Source organism: Streptomyces sp. NPDC057445, assembly GCF_042802855.1.
Classification (GTDB): domain Bacteria; phylum Actinomycetota; class Actinomycetes; order Streptomycetales; family Streptomycetaceae; genus Streptomyces.
The window spans coordinates 1-20,115 of sequence record NZ_JBHVDH010000029.1; the positions used below are offsets into that span (position 1 = coordinate 1).

The window sequence follows — 20,115 nt, forward strand, 5'->3', positions numbered from 1 at the left end:
GACGGTCAGGTCATCGGCGAAATGCCGGTCACCGGTGGCATCGGGCACGTACTTCACACAGACAACGATCCTCAAGCTCACGCCGGCTCTCCTACCTGACTGGTTCCGCTGGTAGCGCATGCTCCGCACCGCGAGAATATGGCACTCAGTTCCCGCAGTAAAGGTACTCAGTGCCAAATATGCGATCCGGTGTTAGGTTCCCCGCATGACTGAGGTGCGCAAACAAGGTGGCGGCGCCACCGGACCCGCGGCCGCGGGCTCCCGGCCCAAAACCCCCATGCGGGACGTGCTCGCCGAGGCGGCCTTCCAGCTGTTCCTGGAGCGCGGGTTCGAACAGACCACGGTGGACGACATCGTGGCGCGCGCGGGAGTCGGCCGCCGGTCGTTCTTCCGTTACTTCCCCTCCAAGGAGGACGCGGTCTTCCCGGATCACGAGCGCTGCCTGGCCGACATGACCGAGTTCCTGGCCGCCGCGGCGGACGCGGACGACCCGGTGGCCAAGGTCTGCGACGCCGCCCGGCTGGTGCTGCGCATGTACGCCGCCGATCCGGAGTTCTCCGTGCAGCGCTACCGGCTGACCCGAGAGGTGCCCGGACTGCGCACCTATGAACTGTCGGTGGTGCGCCGCTACGAACGCACCCTGGCCGGCTATCTGCACGACCGTTGCGGCGGTGATCCGGACGGCGCCCTGAGGGCCGATGTGATCGCCGCCGCGGTGGTCGCCGCCCACAACAACGCACTGCGGTCGTGGCTCCGCTCAGGTGGCCGGGGTGATGCCGAGGCCGCCGTGGACCACGCGCTCGGTCTCGTACTGGATGTGTGGGGAGTGTCCGCGGCCTCCGGGGGCGATCCCGGAGGTGGGCCGGCTGTCCGTCCGGCCGGTGCCGGCCCCGATGCGGGGGACGACGTCGTCGTGCTGGTCACCCGGCGGGGGACTCCGATATGGCGTGTGGTCCAGCAGGTCGAGGCGGCCCTCGGCTCCCGCTGAGAAAGTTTGTGGCACTCAGTATCTTTACTCGGCGGCACTCAGTGCCATACGGTGCCCTCGCGCCGGTCCTACGGCGTGGCACATTCCGGCCGAGCGCAGGGAGTCGAGACGTGTTGAAGGAAGGATCCGGTACCGCGACGGCGGTGCGCCAGGAGACCGCTCTGACGTACCAGCGGTGCCGCTGGTGCAATACGGCCGCCTTCAGGAGGCTGCTGTGCCCGGTGTGCGCTTCCAGCGACCTGGACGCCGAACAGAGCGAAGGCACAGGCGTCGTCGTCCGTACGACCGTCGTGCACCGCAACACCGCCGTGGCGCGCAACGAGTCGCTGATCCGCTTCCCCGAGGGATTCATGTTCCGCTGCCGTGTGATCGGCGTGGACCCGCATCTCGTATGGGTGGGCGCCCGTGTGCGGCCCGCGGCCGGCTGGGACATGGAGGCCGGGGAGGCCGTCTTCGAGGTCTGCGAAACGGGCGGCCGCGGGGACCGCTACTGAGTCCCGGCGCGCTGCCGCGCCGGCTCGGCCACCGTGCCCCGGTCCCCGCCCGGTCCCCGCCCGGTCCCCGCCCGGTCCCCGCGCGGCCGAACCAGCAGCCGTACCGGCCCCCGGCCGCGGGCTCCGGCAGCCGCAGACCTCGGTGGCCCGGTGTGATCGAGCCGAGGATGCGGGCACAGTACGCGGGGACATCGATGTTCCCGGTCCGCTTGATCGTTTCAGTGCTGACGAGCCCCGCGCAGCCGGAGAAGACCGCGTTGGAGAGCGAGTACGCCAGACCGAGACCGGCGTAGCGCACACCGCGGTCTTCACGGGACCTCCAGGTACGCCTCCACCGGGCCACCGGAGAGCCGCTTCCGGGAGCCGGCCCGCTTTCCGGGAGCCGGCCCCCGGCGAAAGTCCCTACGGGGCCCCGGGGAGGTCCCCGGACATCGCCGCCGCCATCCGCAGATGCGGCGTGGCCTCGGCCGCCCGGCCCTGCCGCTCCAGGGTGCGGCCCAGCATCAGCCGGGCGTAGTGCTCCACCGGGTCGTGCTCCAGGACCGCGCGCAGCTCGGCCTCTGCCCTCCTGAGCTGCGCGGAGTGGTAGTACGCCCTGGCCAGCAGCAGCCGCGGCGCCACCTGCTCCGGGGCCTCCTCGACCAGCCCGCCGAGGATCCGCGCCGCCGTGAGGTATTCCTTGGCGTCGAAGAACATCCGGGCCCGGTCCCAGCGGTCCGCGGGCGTCCCGAACTCGTAGTAGCTCTCGCTCACTTGTGCTCCTCCTTCGCGGCATCTGCGACGATGCAGGGGCCGCCTGCTCCCGTGCCCGGCAATCCCGCCAACCGACAGAAGTGGTTGAATATTCCACATCTGCGTGCTCCGGCGCGCCGCACCCGTACAGGACTAGGTTGAGCCCATGAGCAATCTTGATCGACAGGCTGCGCTCTCCGTATGCGGCGGCCGCGGCTTCGTCGTCGCCGAGCCGGTGCGTGAGCTCCTCAGCCCCCGGCGTGTCCCGCTCGGCGAGTCCACCGAAGTCCGCCGGCTGCTCCCGAACCTCGGCCGGCGCATGGTCGGCGCCTGGTGCTTCGTCGACCACTACGGTCCGGACGACATCGCGGACGAGCCCGGCATGCAGGTCCCGCCCCACCCGCACATGGGCCTGCAGACCGTCAGCTGGCTGCACGCGGGTGAGGTGCTCCACCGCGACAGCGTCGGCAGTCTCCAGACGGTCCGGCCTCGCGAACTCGGGCTCATGACCTCGGGCGGCGCGATCAGCCACTCCGAGGAGAGTCCCAAGCCGCACGCCCGCTTTCTGCACGGCGCCCAGCTGTGGGTGGCGCTGCCCGAGGCCCACCGGCACGTGCAGCCCCACTTCGAGCACCACCCGGAGCTCCCGCAGGTCACCGCCCCCGGTCTGACCGCCACCCTCATCCTGGGCGAACTCGACGGCGCCGCCTCACCCGGCACGACGTACACCCCGATCGTCGGCGCGGATCTGGCCCTGGCCCGCGGCACCACGACCAGCCTGCCCCTCGAGCCCGACTTCGAGTACGCAGTCCTCTCCATGTCCGGCGAGGCGCACGTGGACGGCGTGCCCGTACTCCCCGGATCGATGCTCTACCTGGGCTGCGGCCGCACCGAACTGCCGCTGCGCGCCGAGTCCGACGCCGGTCTGATGCTCCTCGGCGGCGAGCCGTTCGAGGAGGAGATCATCATGTGGTGGAACTTCATCGGGCGCAGCAACGAGGAGATCACGCAGGCCCGTTCGGACTGGATGACCGGCTCCCGCTTCGGCGAGGTGAAGGGCTACGACGGGGGCCCGCTGGCCGCTCCCGACCTGCCGCCGGTGCCCCTGAAACCGCGCGGAAGAGTACGTTGACCTGGGGTCAGGCCCGTCCCGCAATGATCTTCTGAGGGTCCCGAGCACCGCTGGTTGATGATGCGGTCGGCCGCGGACTTCGAGATGCCGACCAGCTGGGCGAGCTGGCGCAGCGTCAAGTTCGTGCGCCAGTACGCCGCGACCAGCAGCACCCGGTCCTCCAGCGGCAGGCTCCACGGTCGGCCCCGGCGGACCGCGTCCGCGCCTTCACGCCGCAGCATCGTCACCAACTTGCCGAGACAGCGGGGGCTCAGCCCGGTGAACGGGGCTATCCAGCGGCTGCGACGCCGTGATCACACCAGCCACGGCCAAGATCGTCCCATGGCACGTTCATCTGCCCGATCTGGAGGTGTGGTCACGACTCTGCCACCGCGAGATCACCCGAACTGCCGCCCGGGGTACGGTCTGCACGTGATCTACCTGATAGGCGGCCCGCCACGGGTGGGCAAGAGCACCCTCGCGTGGATGCTGCTGGAACGGGACGGCATCCCGGGATGCCCGACCGACGCTCTGGTTTCGATGCTGCAGCGCGCCGCGCCCCAGCACGGCGTGCGCCACGGCACGCACCCGGACAAGGCCGTACCGGCGCAGCCCTTCCTCATCGAGTTCATCCGTGCCACCGCGGAGAGCCTCGACGACTCCGATCCCCTGGACGGCTATGTGGTCGAGGGCGACATCGTCACGCCGGCGGCGGCCACCGCCGCCGCTGGTCTCGGGATGCCACTGAGCTGCGTCTTCCTTGGGAACGCGGAGCTGACCACCGAACACTTGAGGGCCGCCCCGGACTGGCTCGACGGAGCCGATGACACCACGTATCGGGAGATCGCCGTGTGGGTCAGGGAACAAAGCACTGCCCTGCGTGAAGCCTGTGCGGCCAGCGGGCACGTCTACGTCGAGTTGGGGGCCGGCTACGCCCAGGGTCTTGAGAGGGCCTACTCGACACTGATGGAGAGGTGCTGACCGCCCACCGTCAGCATCCTCGAAGGCCCGCAAAGAATTGTGGGGCAAGCCTTACAGGCCGTTGTAGATGCGGTCGATCTCGTGGTGCGCCATCTCGTCGGCCATGGCCTGCGGGCCCACGACGATGTCCGGGCCTCGGTGCAGGCGGGCGATCAGGCCGCGGATGCGGTGCTCGAGGTCGCCTCCTTCTCACGTCTCCGGGACCGTCACGCGCTCTGTCGCGGTCGCCGGCTGCTCCTGCGGCCTCGCACCCACCGGGCGAGGTGCAGCAGTGCGGCCAGGACGGCCACCGCAGTGAGGGCGAGCGCCCAGTTGCGCGGATAGTCCAGCGGCAGTACGGAGGGGTTGTTCGGCGAGCCCGGTCGCAGGAGTACGGGTAGCGCGACCATGGTCAGGGATCCGGCGACGATCAGTGCGCCGCGCACCGTCCTGCTCGCGCGGACGCCCGCCAGGAGCAGCCCGGCGCCCAGGACCAGCGGGGCGATGACTCCGTCGTGCAGCGCGACGGCACCGGCCAGCCAGATCGCCACCTCGACGTACTGCCCACCGTCGAAGAGAAGCACCACGCCATAGCCCAGGAGAACGACGCCAAGGGCGCCGACGGCCGTTCGCATCACAGCACCTCCAGCCGATGAACCCACTTGGTCTGCAGCACGCCCGGCCGGTTGGGCGCGATGACGCGTGCCGGGAAGCCGTGATCCGGCGACAGCACCTCGCCGTTGAGTCGCAGGGCGAGAAGGGTGAGCTCGTCCCGGGCATAGGTGTGGCCCATCTCCGATACCGCGTACCCGCCCTTCTGCTCCATGGAGACCACCCGCAGCCGGGCTTCGGGGGGAGCCCCCGCCCGGTCGAGCAGATCCCGGATCCGCACCCCGCTCCAGTGAGCGGACTTGCTCCAGCCCTCCACGCACGCGATCGGGAGCGTCGCGTCGTACTGCCTCATACCTCGGAGTTCGTCGAGAGTCAGTTCGTACGGACGGGGGCCGGCAACGGTCAGCCGCCAGTCCTCGACGGACACCGTGGCGACCCCGGCGGCCACGGCGGTGCGATTGACCGGTAGGCCCTGCTGTCCGTGGTCGGGGTGCCTGGGGGCCAGCAGGTCGAACCGCCCCAGCGGGGTGAAGGACTGGCCGACCGTCGCAAGGGTTACGGCGCCGACCGCGGCGGCGACTCCCGTGAGCAGAGCCCGCCGGTCAGGTCCGTCCTCGGCCGGCAGCGCAAGCGTGCCGGCCGACCTCCGGCTCCAATGTGCCTTGATCTCAGGGGCTTTGACGGCGATGTGCAGCAGCAGCGCGCCGACGAACACCCAGGCCAGTGCGTAGTGCACCGGGACGAAGGAGAACGGCCACGGATACCACTGCACGGTGTTGAGCAGCCCGGAGAACACCTCCAGGACGGCGGACGCGACGAGCAGGGCCACCGACAGCCGTTCCAGGGCATGGCGCACCGATCGCACGGGCGGCCACGCGAACAGTCGCGGGTAGACCGTCCACAGCTTCGCCAGCAGCAGCGGGATGGCGGCGATACCGCTCGCCACGTGGAGTCCCTGGGTCAGCCGGTAGCCCCACGAGGGACGGCTGGGCAGGTCTCCGGCGAGCCAGCCGGGGGGATGCTGAAGACAGTGACTGATCACGCCGGTGACGAAGCACACCGCGACAGCCGCGGCCAGCCAGCGGCCGATGGCCGTCGCGGTGCGGGCATCGTGGAGCCGCCCGGAGAACCTCGGTGGAAGGACACGCAGTTTCATGCATCCATGACACCTGCCGGGGAGTCCCCGCGGGGACGTGAGCGCCTTACGAATCCCTGACGGCACCCCCGGGCGTGGCCACGGCAGGAGCCTCCATGTCCACCTGGCGAGGCCGCTACGGCATCCTCGGCAGCGACAGCTTCACTGCCTGGGCACCGGCCCTGGGAAGGGTCACCTCGAAGCGGCAGCCGTCGGCCACATTGTGCACGCTGGCGCGGCCCGCGTGGGCCTCGACAATGCCCCGGACGATCGCCAGGCCGAGGCCCGCACCGCCCGGGGGCGTGCGTGCCTCGGTGCCGCGCCAGCCGGTGTCGAAGACCCGGGGCAGGTCCTGCTCGCGGATGCCGCCGCAGCCGTCGGTCACCGAGAACACCACCGTGTCGTCCGTCCCGGGTTCCACGGCGATCGCGACCGTCCCGTCCGCCGGCGTCCGATGCAGGGCGTTGGTGAGCAGGTTGCACAGGACGCGCGTCATCTCCTTGCCGTCGACCTCGATCGGCACCGGCGCTCCGACGAGCCGGACTCCGAGCTTCTGCGCGAGTGCGTCGACGCCGGCCAGCGCGTCGCCCACCAAGTCGTACGTCGAGATCCGGGTCGGCATCAGCGGCAGTGCTCCCGCATGGATACGGGAGAGTTCGAAAAGATCGCCGACCAGGGTGTTCAGTCGCTCCGCCTCCGTCCGGATCTGGCGGAAGTACCGGTCGGGGTCGGCGGCCACGCCGTCCTCCAGGGCTTCTGCCATGGCCCGCACGCCGGCCAGCGGAGTCCGCAGGTCGTGCGAGATCCATGCGACGAGTTCCCGCCGAGAGGTCTCCAACGCCCGCTCACGTTCGCGTGACTCGTTCAACTTCGCACTGGTGGCGGCCAGTTCTCTGCTCAGTGCCTCCAGCTCCGCGGTTCCGGCCTCGTCCGGCGGGGCGAAGGAGCCGCCGTCACCGAAAGAACGGGCCGCCATGGTCAGAGCCGCGCTTCGTGCGACCACCCATCGACCCAGTACGAGTGCCACCGCGAAGGAGACGACAGCCGCCATGGCGACGACCGTGGTGACCACGGTCAGGTCGTGTCGCGACAGGAACATCGCCCAGGCGACGGTGAGCGTCCCGGCGAGCATCGCCATCACGGAGACGGCTGCGACGACCGCCAGCGACACCGCCGTCGAGCGGTGTCGTACCGCACGGAGGACCACGGCCCCGAGCGCACCGGCCGCCGCCGCACCACTCAGGGCGTACAGGGCGATGAGCACCATGTCCTGCTCCCGCATCATGGTCAGCCCCTCTCTTCGGAGGAGTAGAAGCGGTAACCCACACCCCAGACGGTCTGGAGCAGTCCGGGGCTCGCCGGGTCCTCCTCGATCTTGGTTCGAAGCCGTCGCGCATGGACGGTCACGGTCGACAGGTCACCGAACTCCCAGCCCCATACTTCTTGCAGGAGCTTCTCCCGGGTGATGGCCCGTCCCGGATTGCGCATGAGGTACACGAGCAGATCGAACTCCCGCATTGTGAGGGCGAGGTCGTCCCCTCCTTTGACGGCTCGGCGAGCCGCCGGGTCGACCACCAGGTCCGCGGCTTTCAGGAGGGTGCCGGCTCCGGTCTCGACCGCGACGGCGGCACGGCGGCGCAGCACGGACCCCACCCTCAGAACGAGTTCGCGCGGGCTGAAGGGCTTGGTGACGTAGTCGTCAGCACCGACTTCCAGGCCGAGCACCCGGTCTTCCTCCTCGCCTCGCGCCGTGAGCATGATGATCGCGGGCGCTGGTGAGTTCTGGCGCATGGTGCGGCACACATCGATGCCGTCCATTCCAGGAAGCATCAGGTCCAGGACGACGAGATCGGGGCGGCCACTCGCGGCGCACGCCAGGGCCTCGTGTCCGTCGGCGGCAGTGTCGACGACGAAGCCGGCGTTCTTCAGGTAGCTGGTGACGACTTCGGTGACCGTCGGGTCGTCATCGACGACAAGAATCCGACGTGGTGGTTCGGGGTGCATGGCGTCAGCCTCGCACGCAGCTCCCGGCGACGTCGACGTGCCCATGATCCGTCGGCAGGGAACGGACGGTGTCCCGGCGGGATGCCCTCGCCTCGTGCCGGGACACGCTCACGCAGGCTCCTTCGAGCTGGATGACCGGCTCCCCCTTCGGCGAGGCGAAGGGCTACGACGACGGCGGCCCGCCGGCCGCTCCCGAACTGCCGCCGACGCCCCTGAAACCGCGCGGAAGAACACGTCGACCTGGGGTTATGGACACTGGCTTGTCGTGATGCGGACGCGGGCCGAGACAGTCGCTGCGGGTGCGCGACGGTGAGGACCCTGGTCGTCGGCGGCGTGTCGTGGTCACCGCATCAGTGCTCGGCCTCGTACATGTGGATGCGCTCGGCCAGCGGGAGAGGTGTCTCGTCGAATCCGGTGACGGACCCGCTCGCCATGCGCGCGCACACCCCCGCGCAGGCGAGGAGTTGTTTGTCGCCATGGTGCGCGACCACCGCCGCGTCCGTGTCCGGTGCGGCCCGGTAGTCGGTGCGGCAGACGATGCAGACCAGCCCGGCAATCATCTCCTCGGACGGTTCTGTACGGCCGGAACGGCGGTTTGAGATCGCGTCAGGCGAATACATACAGGGCATTCCCTCTTGCTCATGGCGTGACAGCGGGACCGGAGCGATTCTTGGCGCGGGTGCCAGGCGTCTTCTTGTGCTGTCGTGGTGCCCGGCGGTCGGGTCGACGAATCGTTGCACGTCGTTGCACGTCGTTGCGTGCCACGTGATGACCGGCGAGTCCTAACCTCTCCCGGGGCCGATGCGCCCGCCGTGCCGTCCCCGGAGTCGTCCGTCGCAACGAGGACGGCACCCCAGGTGCGCGGGGCATCGCCCCGCCGTATCGCCACCGTACTCTCGTCCGCGCTCCGAGTGGAACAGCCCGCCTCCAGCAGCCGGGGGAACGCTCTCTTTGCGCGCAGGGAGTCGGTGGCACGGCCAGGCGCGGTCCGAGCCGGCGGCTGAGGTGCCACCGCCGCCCAGGGCGACTCACAACACGCTGCGGGCCCACCGGCGCGGAGAGCGCGTGTACGCCGGTCCAGAGGCGGACCGCGTCGGCGGTCCCGGCGAGGCCGGTACGACACCGTCCGAACGCCTGGAAGCGAAACGGCCGAACGTCACGGGCGTCGCCCGCCCCCGGTGAACCCCGAGGGCCATCCCTCCAACGGCCCAGCCCCTGGATCGTGCCTGTGCCGAATTCGGCCTGCCCTGCGCGCAGACGGGCCTGCTGGACGCGTACCGACAGGCACTGCGCCGTCTTCACTCGGTCGCAGCACCCCTGCGAGCCGAACTGCCGGCATGACCCCGCTCCGCACAGCGTCGACCCGCGGGCCGGGCCCTTACGACGTAGGAGGCGGCCGGCGACGCTTCTCCGTCCGTCCGCCGCTACGCCCCGGCGAGTTCGCGCACCACCGCCATATCGCTGAAAGGGAGTAGTTCCTCACCGACGATCTGGTACGGCTCGCTGCCCTTCCCGGCGACCAGGACGATGTCGTCCGGTCCCGCGGCGGACAGGGCGAAGCCGATCGCCCGACGGCGGTCGGCGAACCGCTCGAACGGTGTGCCGGTCGCCGTAAGGCCGGGGGTGATCTGGTCCATGATCGTCCCCGGGTCTTCGGTGCGGGGGTTGTCCGAGGTGAGGACGCACAGGTCGGAGTGGGTCCCGGCGATTTCCCCCATCTCTGCGCGTTTGGTGGTGTCCCGGTCCCCGCCGCAGCCGAAGACGGTGATGACCCGGCCGGTCGCGAAACCCCGGATGGTGGCCAGGACCTTCTTCAGGGAGTCCGGGGAGTGGGCGTAGTCCACGATCACCGACGTGCCGCGCGGGGTCTCGAAGCGTTCGAACCGGCCGGGGATCGGAGGCATCCGGTCGAGCGCGGCGACCAGCCCCGCCAGGTCGTGCCCCAGGATGTGGCAGGCCGCCACAGCGGCCAGTGCGTTGGCCACGGAGAACCGGCCTGGGACGGGGATCGCCGCCGGGTACTTACGGCCGTCATGGTGCAGGGCGAAACGCGTGCCGGAGGCGTCCACGAAGAGTTCCGTCGCCCGGTAGTCCGCCTCGGCGTCCAGGGCGTACGTGGTCACCGCGCCGGGCATCATGGCCCGGATTCCGGCGCCCACGGGGTCGTCGGCGTTGACCACCGCGCGTCGGCACAGACCCTGGAACAGGCGCATCTTGGCGTCCCGGTAATTCTCCATCGTTCCGTGGTCGTCCAGATGGTCCTGCGTCAGGTTGGTGAAGACGCCGACGTCGATGAAGGAACGGTCGACCCGGTGTGTCAGCAGGCCCATCGACGTGGCCTCCAGCACGACGCTCCCCACCCCGCGGTCGCGCATGCACGCCAGCAGGTACTGGAGGTCCGGCGACTCCGGCGTGGTCAGTACCGACCTCGGCATCGGGATCAGTTCGTCCCCGATCCGGCTGCCGGCCGTCCCGATGACCCCCACCTCGGCGCCCTCCGCGATCCGCAGTACGGACTCCACCATGTACGACACCGACGTCTTTCCGTTGGTGCCGGTGATCGCCACCATGTCCATCTGCCGCCCCGGCTCGCCGTGGTAGCGAGAGGCAACGACCGCGGCCGCGGTCCGCGCGTCCGGTACGCGCACGGCGCACACGTCCGCGGTCGGGGCCCACATCGACACCGGAGGATCAGGCGCTCCTCCCTCGAGGAGCACGGCCGCCGCGCCGCGTGCGAGGGCCGGCCCGACGGACTCGGGGCCGCCCCCGCGGTGGCCGGGGACCGCGATGAACAGGGAACCCGGCGACACCCGGTGGGCGTCGAAGCACACTCCCGAGGTGATTCGTGCCTCCGGACTGCCTTGAAGAACCTCGTGGTTGTGTCCGGCCAGGAGCTCGCTCAGCTTCATATGATCCCTTCAAAGGTGGCGTGACCGGTCGCGCGGCCGTTGCCGAGCGGCAGCGGCGCCCAGTGCCTACGGTGTGCCGGTAACTGCGGAAAGTGAGCCACGGGGCGGGGCGGTGTGCCGGGCAGGGCGCGGCTGGTCGGGGCCGCCGGGGCCGGGCCCGGGCCCGTGCTGGTACAGGGACCCGGCGGTGACCGGGATCGGAGGGCCGGGAGAGCGGGGGCCGGTGAGAGGCCGCTGAGAATCGCTAGCCGTGGCCGTGCAGCGCCGTGCGGCCGGTCTGCGGCGCCTCGGCCTCAGCCGCACGTGAAGGGGCGACGGCTGCCGCGTTCGCGGCAGCCGGGCACAGCGTGCAGGATGCCTGCCGCAGGCACTCCCTCATCACGTATGTGCAACCCATGGGGCGAGTGTACGGCCGGGAAAGCGGCTCGAATCCCAGCCGCGGCCGGGCTGCCCGGACGGAACGTACGGAGCCGGGACCGTCGGAACTCAACCGCCGAAGGGCGGGACGCGGCGCACGGCGCCAGGTGATCGTGAGGGCTGTGACGAGGAGTGGGCGTGTGCGGCGACGGTCAGAACGCCGAGGGCGTAGCCGCCGTCGTCGACCACCGGGCACGCGCGGAGGTCCCGCGCCCGCATGACGTCGATTGCCGAGGAGAGGGACACCCCGGGGCGGGTGAAGGGGCCGCGTTCGTGGACGATGGCGCTGACGGCGGTGCGTTCGGTGTACCAGGACCGTGCTCGGTACGGGCCGAACTGCGCTCGCGTGACGAGGCCGACGCAGAGACCGTCATGTCCGTGCAGGACGAGGAAGTCGGCGTCGGCGACGTCGAGGATGTCCAAAGCTGCGTCGACGATGGTGTCGTCGGCGATCTGCGGGTCGGCGGGGCCCATGGCGTCGGCCACCGTGACCGAACCCCATCTGTCCCTCGGCGAGTGAAGCTTGTCGATGGTCATGCTCATGTCGTTGACCCGCCCCTGGGCAACGTCTGCACGTGCCCACTGTTGTTGCTCGCCGAGAACGACATCAGCCTGGGAGCCGATACACGAAGGGTCCTCGGTGGGCCCACCGTACACCGGCCGCAGGCCGACACCGTGGGCGTGGCGGTGGTTCCGGCGCTCCCGGCCGAGGGGGTGGCGGCGGCTTTCTGACTGCCGACGCTGGAGATCACCGAGCCGCGGCTGTGCGGCGGGGTCGCTCTGACCTGGCGGACGGAGGGTCGGTCCCTCCAGCCTCGATGCCACCGGCTTCCTGGACCTGTTGCGTACGCGCTCCACCGCGCCAGGGGACGACTGACCGTTTGGGCCGAACAGCGGGCAACAACAGGACGCCGTGACGGCAGACGGCGATAACGGTCTTTCAGTCCTCAGTCCTCAGTCCTCAGTCCTGTCGTCGTCATTCGTCGAGTTCGCCCGGTCCGGGTCGCGCAATGGCCGCAGGTCGCCGCCCGCCAGGGCGGAGGGGGTGAAGCGTCCAGGTCCGGCCAGAATCTTGCGATCGAAAAGTCCACATCATCCACGAAGATCTGAACTTTTCTGCAGCTTGGGGTGGAGCGCTATTTTGCTTAGGCTTGGATTCAAGTGCTATTCGGTGGAGATCCGGGTGCCGACGGGATCACGGCCTGCCGGAGAGGATGAATCCGCTCCGAGCTGCAATATTGCCCGTCTGCACACGAGCCTGGCCTCTCGCGACTTCCGAGCGCCTCCCGCCGGGCCGCTTCGCACCCACGCACGAGGAGGCAGAACATGGCACTGGCACGAGTCGGACTCGTCGTCCACGAAGGACGCCCTGAAGCTGTCGATGCGGCCCGGGTGGTCCGTGCCTGGTGCGACAGCCGTGGCGTCCGCTGCACGGACATCGACGTGTGGCGCGAAGGCGAACAGCGGCACAGCGCCCGAGAGGACCTTCATGCCGCAGGCAACCCTGACCTCATCGTCACCTTGGGAGGAGACGGCACATTCCTGCGCGGCGCCCGCCTGGCCGCAGAGAACGACGCCCTCATGCTCGGTGTCGACATCGGACGCGTGGGCTTCCTGACCGAGGTGCCCGTCCAGGACATACGACTGGCATTGGACGCCGTCCGTGAGGAACGCATCAGCATTGAAAGCCGCATGCTCCTCGCCATGCGCGCCTCGTGCCCCCTGGAACTGCCCGAAGGCATGGAAGCCCTGCTGCGCTACGACCACGGCCCGCTTCTGCCGCCACCCCCTGTACGCGCAGAATGCGAAAAGGGCGGCGGCTGGGGTATCGCCTTGAACGTGACCGCGCTCAACGACGTCGTCCTGGAGAAGCTGTCGCGAGATCATCAGGTATCGGTGGGCGTGTATCTCGCCGGGAGACTGCTGGCCTCGTACTCTGCCGACGCGCTCATGGTCGCCACACCAACCGGCTCGACCGCCTACAGTTTCGCCGCCGGTGGGCCGGTCATCTCCCCACGTGCCCGGGCCCTGGTCTTCACTCCCGTCGCTCCGCACATGGCCTTCAACCGCTCCGTCATCGCCGCCCCGGACGAGCCCATCGCACTACGCCTCCTCGAACGTTCAGGCTCCGCAGCGGTCAGCATCGACGGCCAGCTGCGCGGCGTACTCCGACCCGGAGAGTGGATCGGCGTCTATGCCGCACCGCGCCCCCTTCGTGCCGTGAGGCTCGGGCCCACCGACTTCTACGGACGTCTGCGTGAGCGAATGAGACTGACCGACGCCCCGGCCGCGGCGGCCGACGGGGAAGCCGCGCCGCTGTGGCCGCTGACGACTCCGGCACCCCCCGACCTGGCGCACTTGAGCCTGCCGCCCGTCCAGACCGCTGCCTACCCACTCCAGTGACCGATACAGCGGTGCCGGCGGCGGAAGACGGGGGCGGACATCCCGCACCGACACCTGTCGGCGTGGTCAGGGGCGGGGCACTGCGATGCTCAACACCCCACATAGGCAGGAGCGGTGGATCCCGGCCACGAGGCAGATGCCCTGGACAACGGGCATCGGTGTCGTCCCCGCAACGGTTGAGGCGGTGAAGACCGGCCGGGACGCAGGAGACACGGACCGGGCATGCGGCAGGAGCGGCCCCTGTGTGTCGCCGTGCACGCTCACCGTGTCCGGTCGGCCTGTTTTCCTCCGTCCCGGTGCCTCCGGCCCGCCCCATCGACGCCGGGGAGCACAGTGACGTGCGGTGTCCCGGTGCGGGGGTGAGTGCTCACGTCCGCCTCGACGCGGTAGACCTCTGCCAGCAACGTGGTGGTGAGGACCTCCTCGGGTGTTCCGGTGGCGATCTCACGGCCACGGTCCAGCACGCAGATACGGTCGCAGAACGCCGCGGCGAGGTTGAGGTCGTGCAGCGCGATGACGGCGGTGATGCCGAGCCTGCGGACGATCTTGAGCGCGTCGAGCTGATGGCGCAGGTCGAGGTGGTTGGTGGGCTCGTCGAGCACCATGGTCCCGGTGCACTGGGCGAGGGCACGGGCGATGAGCACGCGTTGCTTCTCACCTCCTGAGAGGCGGTCGAAGGGTGCGTGCGCCAGGGCGGCGACGTCCAGTTCCTCCAGCGAACCCATGATGATGTCGCGGTCGTCGGCGTCGTCGCCCTCGAAGGCCCGCTTGTGCGGACTGCGGCCCATGGCCACGACGTCGTGGACGGTGAGTTCGAAATCCCCGGCGGTCTCCTGCAGCACGGCGGCCAGCCGCTGCGCCAGCCGCTTGCCGGGCATCAGCCATACGTTCTCGCCGTCCAGCAGCACGCGGCCCGACGTGGGGCGCAGCGCCCGGTAGAACGTGCGCAACAGGGTCGATTTCCCGGCGCCGTTGGGGCCGACGAGACCCACGACCTCGCCGGGGGCCACCCGCAAGGTGACCTGGTGCACCAGGGGCCGGCCGTTCACGACGACCGACACGTCCTCGGCGGCGAGGGCGGCGGGCTTCGCGGTTGTCCTGTGCTTCATCGCGCTGCCTTTCGCCGCATCAGCCAGAGGAAGAAGGGGCCACCGACGAGGGCGGTGAGGATGCCGACGGGTATCTCCTCGGGGCTCATGAGCGTGCGCGCGGCCAGGTCGGTGGAGATGAGGAAGGCCGCGCCGAGCAGAGCGGCTGCGGGCAGGGCCCGGCGGTGGTCGGGGCCGACCAGGAGCCGCACCACGTGCGGCATGATCAGACCGACGAATCCGATCTGGCCGCTGACCGCGACGATCGTTCCGATCATGAGCGCGACCAGTGTGAACAGTGCGGCGCGGAAGCGGTGTACGTCGAGGCCGAGGGCCACGGCGGCCTCCTCCCCGGCCAGCAGGAGGTTGAGCGGACGGCAGACGCCGAGCAGGACCGCCGTCCCGAGCAGAACCGCGCCGACGGGGATCCATACCGTCGTCCAGGTGGTGCCGGCCAGCCCGCCGAGCATCCAGCGCAGTGCCGACTGCGTCTTGTGCGGGTCGTTGGAGGTGACGACGAGGAAACTGGCCAGCGCCGAGAGCACCTCGGCCGTGGCAACGCCGGCCAGCACCAGCCGCACCGTCGTCATCCGCCCGCCGGACCGGGCCAGGAAGTAGACGGCGACCAGGGCGGCCAGGGCGCCGAGGAACGCCGCCACGGGCAGGGAGAACATACCGAACACCGTCACGTGGAACACCAGGACCAGCACCGCGCCGACCGAGGCGCCCGACGACACCCCCAGCAGCATCGGGTCGGCCAGGGGGTTGCGCACGAGGGCCTGCAGGGCCGTCCCGGACACCGACAGGCCCGCCCCCACCGCGGCGGCCAGCAACACCCGGGGCAGCCGGACGTCGACGACGATCGTCTCGCGTACCGGGGTCCATGTCGGCTCGGCCAGCGCGGGATGCACCCGGTGGAGCAGAATGCCCCAGACCTGGTCGGCCGGGACGCTGATGGAACCGACCGCGATCCCGGCCGTCGCCGCACCGGCCAGCAGAAGACCGAGCAGTGCCAGGACCAGTGCGTAGCGAATTCCGGGGCGGCGGGCCGTGGTCGACCCGGTTCGCACGCGCGCGCCGACTGTGTCGGCCGGCCCGGCCGCTTCCTTCACATCGGTCACCGGAAGCGTTCCGGGTGGATCTGGCGGGCCAGTGACTCGACGCCGGAGGGCACCCGGACGCCCAGGACCGTGGACGACAGCGGCAGTACCGCGAAGCGCTTGTTCCTGATCGCGGGCACGTCCTTCAGTGCCGGGTTCGCCAGCAGGAACTTCTTCTTGTCCTCGACGGGCTGGTCGCCGTAGTCGTAGATGACGATGACCTCGGGGGCCCGCTGGGCCACCTGCTCGAACGATACGTCGCCGAACGCCTTGTCCACGTCGGCGAAGAGATTGACTCCGCCGGCCTGCTTGATCATCTCGTTGCCTATGCCCGTACCGCCTGCAGTGAATGCGGTCTTGTCGCCGCTGTCGTACACGAAGAGCTTGGTGGGGGTGACGCCGGACAGCTTCTCCTCGACGGCGTCCAGCGTGCCGTGCAGCTTCTTGACCTGCTGCTCCGCCCGGCCCGCGACGCCGAAGATCTTGCCGAGGGCCCGGATCTCCTCGTCCATCTTGTCCATCGTCACGGGCCCGGAGGAGCATTCCTCGATGTTGAGGTGGGTGTTGATCCCGGCCTTGGTGAACGCGGCGCGGCTGCGACCCTCCTTCTCGTCGAAGGTGCTGGCGAACCCGCCGTAGACGAAGTCCGGTTCGGCGGTCAGGAGTGCCTCGAAGGACGGGTACTCCTTGGACAGAACCTTGAGTCCGTCGTAGGCGGCCCGGTACTCCGGCAGGATCTTGTCGTCGAGGTAGCCGGTGCCCACCATCGACTTCTCCAGCCCGAGCGCGAGCATCACCTCGGTCGCGTGCTGGTTCAGCGACACCGCTCGCTGTGGCGCGCGCTGATAGGTGGTCTTCACACCGCAGTTGGACACCGTGACCGGAAAGCCCTTGGCGGCCGAATCCGTCGATGGGGCGTCTTGCGGGGCGGCGCTCCCGCAGCCCGCCACCAACAGAGCCGTGGCCGGGGCCAGCAGCAAGGACAGCCGGAGCCTGTTCTTCATTCCGTGGTTCCTCTCACCGCGGTGGGCCGGTGGCCGGCGCACGTCGCGGAGCGGGCGAGCCGTGTCGGGGACACGAACCCGCACTCGTTCGTCGCATCTCGCGAACCCTATGCAACTACGAATAATGGGCAATAGTCTCGGTCGGGACCCGAAGGGGGCTCACCGAGGCACGACGGTTGTGCTCGTGACCGACTCCCGCCGCTCCCGCTACCTGGGCCGTGGCTCGCCTGACGAAAGGCGGCGTGCCGGGTGGAAGCGCCCGCGCGGGGGTTCCGGAACCAACGGCTTCGACCACGCCCGAAGGCGGAGCAACGAGCCACGTCCCGTGCGTGCGGGCGCGATTCCGGACGGGGCGGAGGCGCGGCCGCCCCGTGCGGAGTCACGGTAGGGACGGACGGCTCAGGGTCCGTCGGCGACCGCGGTATCGAGTGCCGGAACGCTACGCGGTCTGCCGTCGGTGTCGATCGCGACGAACGTCAGCCGCCCGGTGGCCACTTCGGCGACGGGGCCTGAGGCGTTCCACCGCTCGGGGGTCACCCGGACCGCAACGGTCATGGACGTCCGCCCGGCGCGCTCCAGTTCGGCATGCACGCTCAGAAGATCACCTGCCCGGACCGGGGAGATGAACGTCAGCCGGTCGACCGAGACGGTCACGGCGGGCCCGTCGGCGTGACGCCCGGCAGCGGCCGCGGCTGCGTCGTCGATCAGCTTCATCACCATGCCGCCATGGATGGTGCCGTACAGATTGGTGTCGTGCTCGCTCATGATGTGTGCGAGGGTCACCCGGGAATCGGCCGGGGCCTTGCGGGTGGCAGGCGCGGGCAGGGTGGCGGTTCGGTCGGCCACGTCAACTCTCCTTCGCGAGTCGCGGCAAGCGGCACCGCACGCACCAGTGGCGTACGGGCAGCGGCAGGTCTTCGGACTCGCGGGCACGCCCCTGTCCATAAGGACGAGGCACCTACTGGCCGTCGCTTCCCGGACCCATCCGGGTCCAGTGCGTATGACGGCGGTCGTTCCCGCTCACCGCTGCGGGGCAGTCCCGGATTCCCACCGGGTTCCCTCTTACGACGCATCCCGCCTGGCTGACGGGCGCGAACCAGCTGCAGCGCCAGGGTATCCGCTCCCGCGACGAGCCCGACCAGCCCGACCGGCGAAGCCGGACCGGCTGCCTTCCTTCCCCGCCCTCTCCGCCCCGCACGGCTCGCCTCTTGGGGCGCAGGAGTCAACCACCGACTCACCCCGCCGTCCGGCACGGCCGGGTCCCGGCTCTCTCGTCCGCCGGACCCCTCTCACCGATCCGGCCCGATCCGGACGAAAGACCCTAGGGTCGGAGGATGCGCATCGTTTCGCTGCTCCCTGCAGCCACCGACATCGTGGCCGAGCTCGGTCTGATCGGCGACCTGGTGGGCCGCACGCACGAATGCGACTGGCCGCCCCGCGATGTGGAGGCCGTCCCCGTGGTCACCGCCGCGCAGTTCTCGGCGGACGCGCTCAGCAGCCGGGAGATCTCCGACGCGGTGGGCGGGGCGGCGCACTCGGGTTCCTCGCTCTACACCCTGGACACCGCCGCCCTCACGGAGCTCGCCCCCGACGTGGTCCTCACCCAGGACGTGTGCGACGTGTGCGCGGTGTCGTACAGCGGGGTGTCCCGGGCCGTACGGGTGCTGGACGGCGGGCCCGGGCCCAGGGTGCTGAGCCTGGAGCCCCGGACCCTGGGCGATGTGCTGGACTGCCTGGTCCGGGTGGGTGCGCTGCTGGGCGTACCCGAGCGGGCCGAACAGCGGCGATCGGAACTGCGTGAGCGACTGGCGAAGGTGGAACGGCTGACCGCCGGGCTGCCGCGGCCCCGCGTGGTGGCCGTCGAATGGCTCGATCCGCTCTGGCCTGCCGGCCACTGGGTTCCCGAGCAGATCGCCTGCGCCGGCGGGCAGCCGCTGCTGGCGTCGCCGGGCGAACACACCAAGCCCATGGAGTGGGACGCGGTACGTGCCGCACGTCCGGACGTCGTCCTCGTCATGCCGTGCGGGTTCGCCCCCGAGCGCACACTGCAAGAGAGCGATCTGCTCACGTCGCTTCCGGGCTGGGACGATCTGCCGGCCGTACGCAGGGGCGAGGCGTGGATCCTCGACGGTCCGGCCTACTTCAACCGGCCGGGTCCCAGGGTGGTCAGAGGGGCGGAGGTCCTGGCCCATGTCCTGCACTCCGTCCGGGCGGGAGAGCCCGTGACCCCGCAGGAGGCCCGACGGCTGCGCGCGTAACGGCGGCGGAACGTGCCGCGGCGCCGGGTGCTCAGTTCTGCGTGTCCGCGACGGGATAGGGAACGAAGGTGCTGCTGTTCTCGTCGATGGTCAGCGGCCGGCCCAGGGGCGGTACGGCGCGTTGCGGGCAGTCGAGGCGTTCGCAGACCCGGCAGCCCATCCCGATCGGGGTGGCCGCGGAGGTGTTGTCGAGGTCCAGCCCGTCGGAGTAGACGAGCCGGGAGGCGTGGCGGACCTCGCAGCCGAGGCGACGCGGCGCCGGGCACGCGAGCCCGGCAGGATCCCGTTGTGCCCCTTCGTCCTGATGCTGCCCTTGAAGAGGGTTCCGTCGGGGCCCTGCACGGTGAGGCCCACTTTGATCGGGGCGTTGGGGCGTGCCGGCTTCGCGTGGGCCAGGCTCGAGGCTCCACGCTGCAGACCATGACAGTCGCGTACGCATTCGGTTGTCGCTCCGGATCGGGATGGGAGCAGACGAATCGTATGCACGACTGCACTGCTCCATCAGCGAATTGGGCCTACGAGACTGGACGGTGGCTCCCGCTTCGGCGAGGCGCACGGATACGCCGGTGGCCGGCTGCCAGCTCCCGGACTGCCGTCAGCGGCGCTGAGGCCACGGGGGCGGGTGCGTCGACATGGGGTCATGGGAAGTGGTCTCGTCGGTGGGGGGCGCGGCTGCCGGGCCTCCTTCGTCTGCCGTGCGGCACACGCTGCCGGCGCCTCCGGGCGGCTCACTCCGGCCCTGTTCGCTGCCGTCGCACCGACCGTGCGCAACGGCCCCGGCGTTTACACACCGGGGCCGCCCTTCCGGGTCGGTTGCACGTGAGAGTGCACCGGCCCACTCACCATCGTATGTCCGAGGTGCGTTTCTGGCATAAGCGATCTTTTTGGGTCGCTCAGGTC

General features: G+C 70.2%; 19 protein-coding genes, 3 pseudogenes and 1 riboswitch. Of the genes and pseudogenes, 6 read left to right on the forward strand and 16 right to left on the reverse strand.

Going from position 1 to position 20,115, the window contains the following annotated elements:
• Positions 1 to 81: pseudogene (locus ACFU5O_RS34095) on the reverse strand (electron transfer flavoprotein subunit beta); the annotation flags it as partial.
• A 196-nt stretch (positions 82 to 277) separates the two neighbouring features.
• Between ACFU5O_RS34095 and ACFU5O_RS34100 the strand changes: the two are divergent.
• Complete coding sequence (locus ACFU5O_RS34100; RefSeq protein WP_384246412.1) at positions 278 to 988, forward strand: TetR family transcriptional regulator; 711 nt, start codon at positions 278 to 280, stop codon at positions 986 to 988.
• A gap of 110 nt (positions 989 to 1,098) precedes the next feature.
• On the forward strand, positions 1,099 to 1,482 hold the full coding sequence (locus ACFU5O_RS34105; RefSeq protein ID WP_384246323.1) for a zinc ribbon domain-containing protein: 384 nt from the start codon (positions 1,099 to 1,101) through the stop codon (positions 1,480 to 1,482).
• 402 nt (positions 1,483 to 1,884) lie between these two features.
• On the opposite strand, the gene ACFU5O_RS34110 is transcribed toward ACFU5O_RS34105, so the two are convergent.
• Positions 1,885 to 2,235, reverse strand: a complete 351-nt coding sequence (locus tag ACFU5O_RS34110; protein WP_384246325.1) for a tetratricopeptide repeat protein — start codon at positions 2,233 to 2,235, stop codon at positions 1,885 to 1,887.
• A gap of 145 nt (positions 2,236 to 2,380) precedes the next feature.
• On the opposite strand from ACFU5O_RS34110, the gene ACFU5O_RS34115 reads away from it, so the two are divergent.
• Positions 2,381 to 3,346 (forward strand): pirin family protein, encoded by a 966-nt coding sequence (locus ACFU5O_RS34115; RefSeq protein ID WP_384246326.1) that lies wholly within the window; start codon positions 2,381 to 2,383, stop codon positions 3,344 to 3,346.
• A gap of 53 nt (positions 3,347 to 3,399) precedes the next feature.
• On the opposite strand, the pseudogene ACFU5O_RS34120 reads toward ACFU5O_RS34115, so the two are convergent.
• Positions 3,400 to 3,652 (reverse strand): annotated as a pseudogene (locus ACFU5O_RS34120) (transposase family protein); the annotation flags it as partial.
• 105 nt (positions 3,653 to 3,757) lie between these two features.
• Here ACFU5O_RS34120 and ACFU5O_RS34125 point away from each other — a divergent pair.
• On the forward strand, positions 3,758 to 4,306 hold the full coding sequence (locus ACFU5O_RS34125) for a hypothetical protein (RefSeq protein ID WP_384246327.1): 549 nt from the start codon (positions 3,758 to 3,760) through the stop codon (positions 4,304 to 4,306).
• Between the two features lie 206 nt (positions 4,307 to 4,512).
• Here the strand turns inward: ACFU5O_RS34125 and ACFU5O_RS34130 are convergent, their stop codons facing one another.
• From ACFU5O_RS34130 to ACFU5O_RS34165, 8 genes are all read right to left on the reverse strand, one after another.
• A complete protein-coding gene (locus tag ACFU5O_RS34130; RefSeq protein ID WP_384246329.1) occupies positions 4,513 to 4,920 on the reverse strand; it encodes a hypothetical protein in 408 nt (135 codons plus the stop codon).
• Positions 4,920 to 6,053, reverse strand: coding sequence for a molybdopterin-dependent oxidoreductase (locus tag ACFU5O_RS34135; protein ID WP_384246330.1), 1,134 nt, complete (start codon positions 6,051 to 6,053; stop codon positions 4,920 to 4,922). Before ACFU5O_RS34135 ends, ACFU5O_RS34130 begins: the two co-directional genes overlap by 1 nt.
• Positions 6,054 to 6,168: 115 nt before the next feature.
• Positions 6,169 to 7,314 carry a sensor histidine kinase gene (locus ACFU5O_RS34140; RefSeq protein ID WP_384246414.1) on the reverse strand — a complete coding sequence of 382 codons (1,146 nt, stop codon included), beginning with the start codon at positions 7,312 to 7,314 and terminating at the stop codon, positions 6,169 to 6,171.
• A 5-nt stretch (positions 7,315 to 7,319) separates the two neighbouring features.
• Positions 7,320 to 8,036 carry a response regulator transcription factor gene (locus tag ACFU5O_RS34145; RefSeq protein ID WP_384246331.1) on the reverse strand — a complete coding sequence of 239 codons (717 nt, stop codon included), beginning with the start codon at positions 8,034 to 8,036 and terminating at the stop codon, positions 7,320 to 7,322.
• 350 nt (positions 8,037 to 8,386) lie between these two features.
• On the reverse strand, positions 8,387 to 8,596 hold the full coding sequence (locus ACFU5O_RS34150) for a hypothetical protein (RefSeq protein ID WP_384246333.1): 210 nt from the start codon (positions 8,594 to 8,596) through the stop codon (positions 8,387 to 8,389).
• Between the two features lie 864 nt (positions 8,597 to 9,460).
• The gene (locus ACFU5O_RS34155; RefSeq protein ID WP_384246334.1) at positions 9,461 to 10,945 is read right to left on the reverse strand and encodes a UDP-N-acetylmuramoyl-L-alanyl-D-glutamate--2,6-diaminopimelate ligase; all 1,485 of its coding nucleotides are present in this window, start codon (positions 10,943 to 10,945) and stop codon (positions 9,461 to 9,463) included.
• A 244-nt stretch (positions 10,946 to 11,189) separates the two neighbouring features.
• Positions 11,190 to 11,342, reverse strand: a complete 153-nt coding sequence (locus tag ACFU5O_RS34160; RefSeq protein WP_384246335.1) for a hypothetical protein — start codon at positions 11,340 to 11,342, stop codon at positions 11,190 to 11,192.
• A gap of 89 nt (positions 11,343 to 11,431) precedes the next feature.
• Positions 11,432 to 11,899, reverse strand: a complete 468-nt coding sequence (locus ACFU5O_RS34165) for a CBS domain-containing protein (RefSeq protein WP_384246336.1) — start codon at positions 11,897 to 11,899, stop codon at positions 11,432 to 11,434.
• A gap of 789 nt (positions 11,900 to 12,688) precedes the next feature.
• Between ACFU5O_RS34165 and ACFU5O_RS34170 the strand changes: the two genes are divergently transcribed.
• The gene (locus ACFU5O_RS34170; protein WP_384246338.1) at positions 12,689 to 13,765 is read left to right on the forward strand and encodes an NAD(+)/NADH kinase; all 1,077 of its coding nucleotides are present in this window, start codon (positions 12,689 to 12,691) and stop codon (positions 13,763 to 13,765) included.
• A 260-nt stretch (positions 13,766 to 14,025) separates the two neighbouring features.
• Here ACFU5O_RS34170 and ACFU5O_RS34175 read toward each other — a convergent pair whose 3' ends face one another.
• From ACFU5O_RS34175 to ACFU5O_RS34190, 4 genes are all read right to left on the reverse strand, one after another.
• Positions 14,026 to 14,874 carry an ABC transporter ATP-binding protein gene (locus ACFU5O_RS34175; protein ID WP_384246340.1) on the reverse strand — a complete coding sequence of 283 codons (849 nt, stop codon included), beginning with the start codon at positions 14,872 to 14,874 and terminating at the stop codon, positions 14,026 to 14,028.
• Positions 14,871 to 15,923, reverse strand: a complete 1,053-nt coding sequence (locus ACFU5O_RS34180) for a FecCD family ABC transporter permease (protein ID WP_384246342.1) — start codon at positions 15,921 to 15,923, stop codon at positions 14,871 to 14,873. Before ACFU5O_RS34180 ends, ACFU5O_RS34175 begins: the two co-directional genes overlap by 4 nt.
• 47 nt (positions 15,924 to 15,970) lie before the next feature.
• Positions 15,971 to 16,957: an ABC transporter substrate-binding protein gene (locus ACFU5O_RS34185; protein WP_384246344.1), complete on the reverse strand. Its 987-nt coding sequence runs from the start codon at positions 16,955 to 16,957 to the stop codon at positions 15,971 to 15,973.
• Positions 16,958 to 17,356: 399 nt separating this feature from the next.
• Positions 17,357 to 17,803, reverse strand: coding sequence for an acyl-CoA thioesterase (locus ACFU5O_RS34190; protein WP_384246346.1), 447 nt, complete (start codon positions 17,801 to 17,803; stop codon positions 17,357 to 17,359).
• A 44-nt stretch (positions 17,804 to 17,847) separates the two neighbouring features.
• Positions 17,848 to 18,073, reverse strand: a riboswitch (cobalamin riboswitch).
• Positions 18,074 to 18,291: 218 nt separating this feature from the next.
• Here ACFU5O_RS34190 and ACFU5O_RS34195 point away from each other — a divergent pair.
• Positions 18,292 to 19,215 carry a cobalamin-binding protein gene (locus tag ACFU5O_RS34195; RefSeq protein WP_384246348.1) on the forward strand — a complete coding sequence of 308 codons (924 nt, stop codon included), beginning with the start codon at positions 18,292 to 18,294 and terminating at the stop codon, positions 19,213 to 19,215.
• 31 nt (positions 19,216 to 19,246) lie between these two features.
• On the opposite strand, the pseudogene ACFU5O_RS34200 reads toward ACFU5O_RS34195, so the two are convergent.
• Positions 19,247 to 19,462, reverse strand: a pseudogene (locus ACFU5O_RS34200) (short-chain fatty acyl-CoA regulator family protein); the annotation flags it as partial.
• Between the last annotated feature and the right edge of the window lie 653 nt (positions 19,463 to 20,115).

Bases quoted from the DNA above. Each gene is read 5' to 3' on its own strand.
- ACFU5O_RS34135 (WP_384246330.1), bottom strand. From the start codon at position 6,053: ATGAAACTGCGTGTCCTTCCACCGAGGTTCTCCGGGCGGCTCCACGAT.
- ACFU5O_RS34140 (WP_384246414.1), bottom strand. From the start codon at position 7,314: ATGCGGGAGCAGGACATGGTGCTCATCGCCCTGTACGCCCTGAGTGGT.
- ACFU5O_RS34155 (WP_384246334.1), bottom strand. From the start codon at position 10,945: ATGAAGCTGAGCGAGCTCCTGGCCGGACACAACCACGAGGTTCTTCAA.
- ACFU5O_RS34145 (WP_384246331.1), bottom strand. From the start codon at position 8,036: ATGCACCCCGAACCACCACGTCGGATTCTTGTCGTCGATGACGACCCG.
- ACFU5O_RS34130 (WP_384246329.1), bottom strand. From the start codon at position 4,920: ATGCGAACGGCCGTCGGCGCCCTTGGCGTCGTTCTCCTGGGCTATGGC.
- ACFU5O_RS34185 (WP_384246344.1), bottom strand. From the start codon at position 16,957: ATGAAGAACAGGCTCCGGCTGTCCTTGCTGCTGGCCCCGGCCACGGCT.
- ACFU5O_RS34115 (WP_384246326.1), top strand. From the start codon at position 2,381: ATGAGCAATCTTGATCGACAGGCTGCGCTCTCCGTATGCGGCGGCCGC.
- ACFU5O_RS34150 (WP_384246333.1), bottom strand. From the start codon at position 8,596: ATGATTGCCGGGCTGGTCTGCATCGTCTGCCGCACCGACTACCGGGCC.
- ACFU5O_RS34175 (WP_384246340.1), bottom strand. From the start codon at position 14,874: ATGAAGCACAGGACAACCGCGAAGCCCGCCGCCCTCGCCGCCGAGGAC.
- ACFU5O_RS34165 (WP_384246336.1), bottom strand. From the start codon at position 11,899: ATGACCATCGACAAGCTTCACTCGCCGAGGGACAGATGGGGTTCGGTC.
- ACFU5O_RS34100 (WP_384246412.1), top strand. From the start codon at position 278: ATGCGGGACGTGCTCGCCGAGGCGGCCTTCCAGCTGTTCCTGGAGCGC.
- ACFU5O_RS34170 (WP_384246338.1), top strand. From the start codon at position 12,689: ATGGCACTGGCACGAGTCGGACTCGTCGTCCACGAAGGACGCCCTGAA.
- ACFU5O_RS34160 (WP_384246335.1), bottom strand. From the start codon at position 11,342: ATGGGTTGCACATACGTGATGAGGGAGTGCCTGCGGCAGGCATCCTGC.
- ACFU5O_RS34195 (WP_384246348.1), top strand. From the start codon at position 18,292: ATGCGCATCGTTTCGCTGCTCCCTGCAGCCACCGACATCGTGGCCGAG.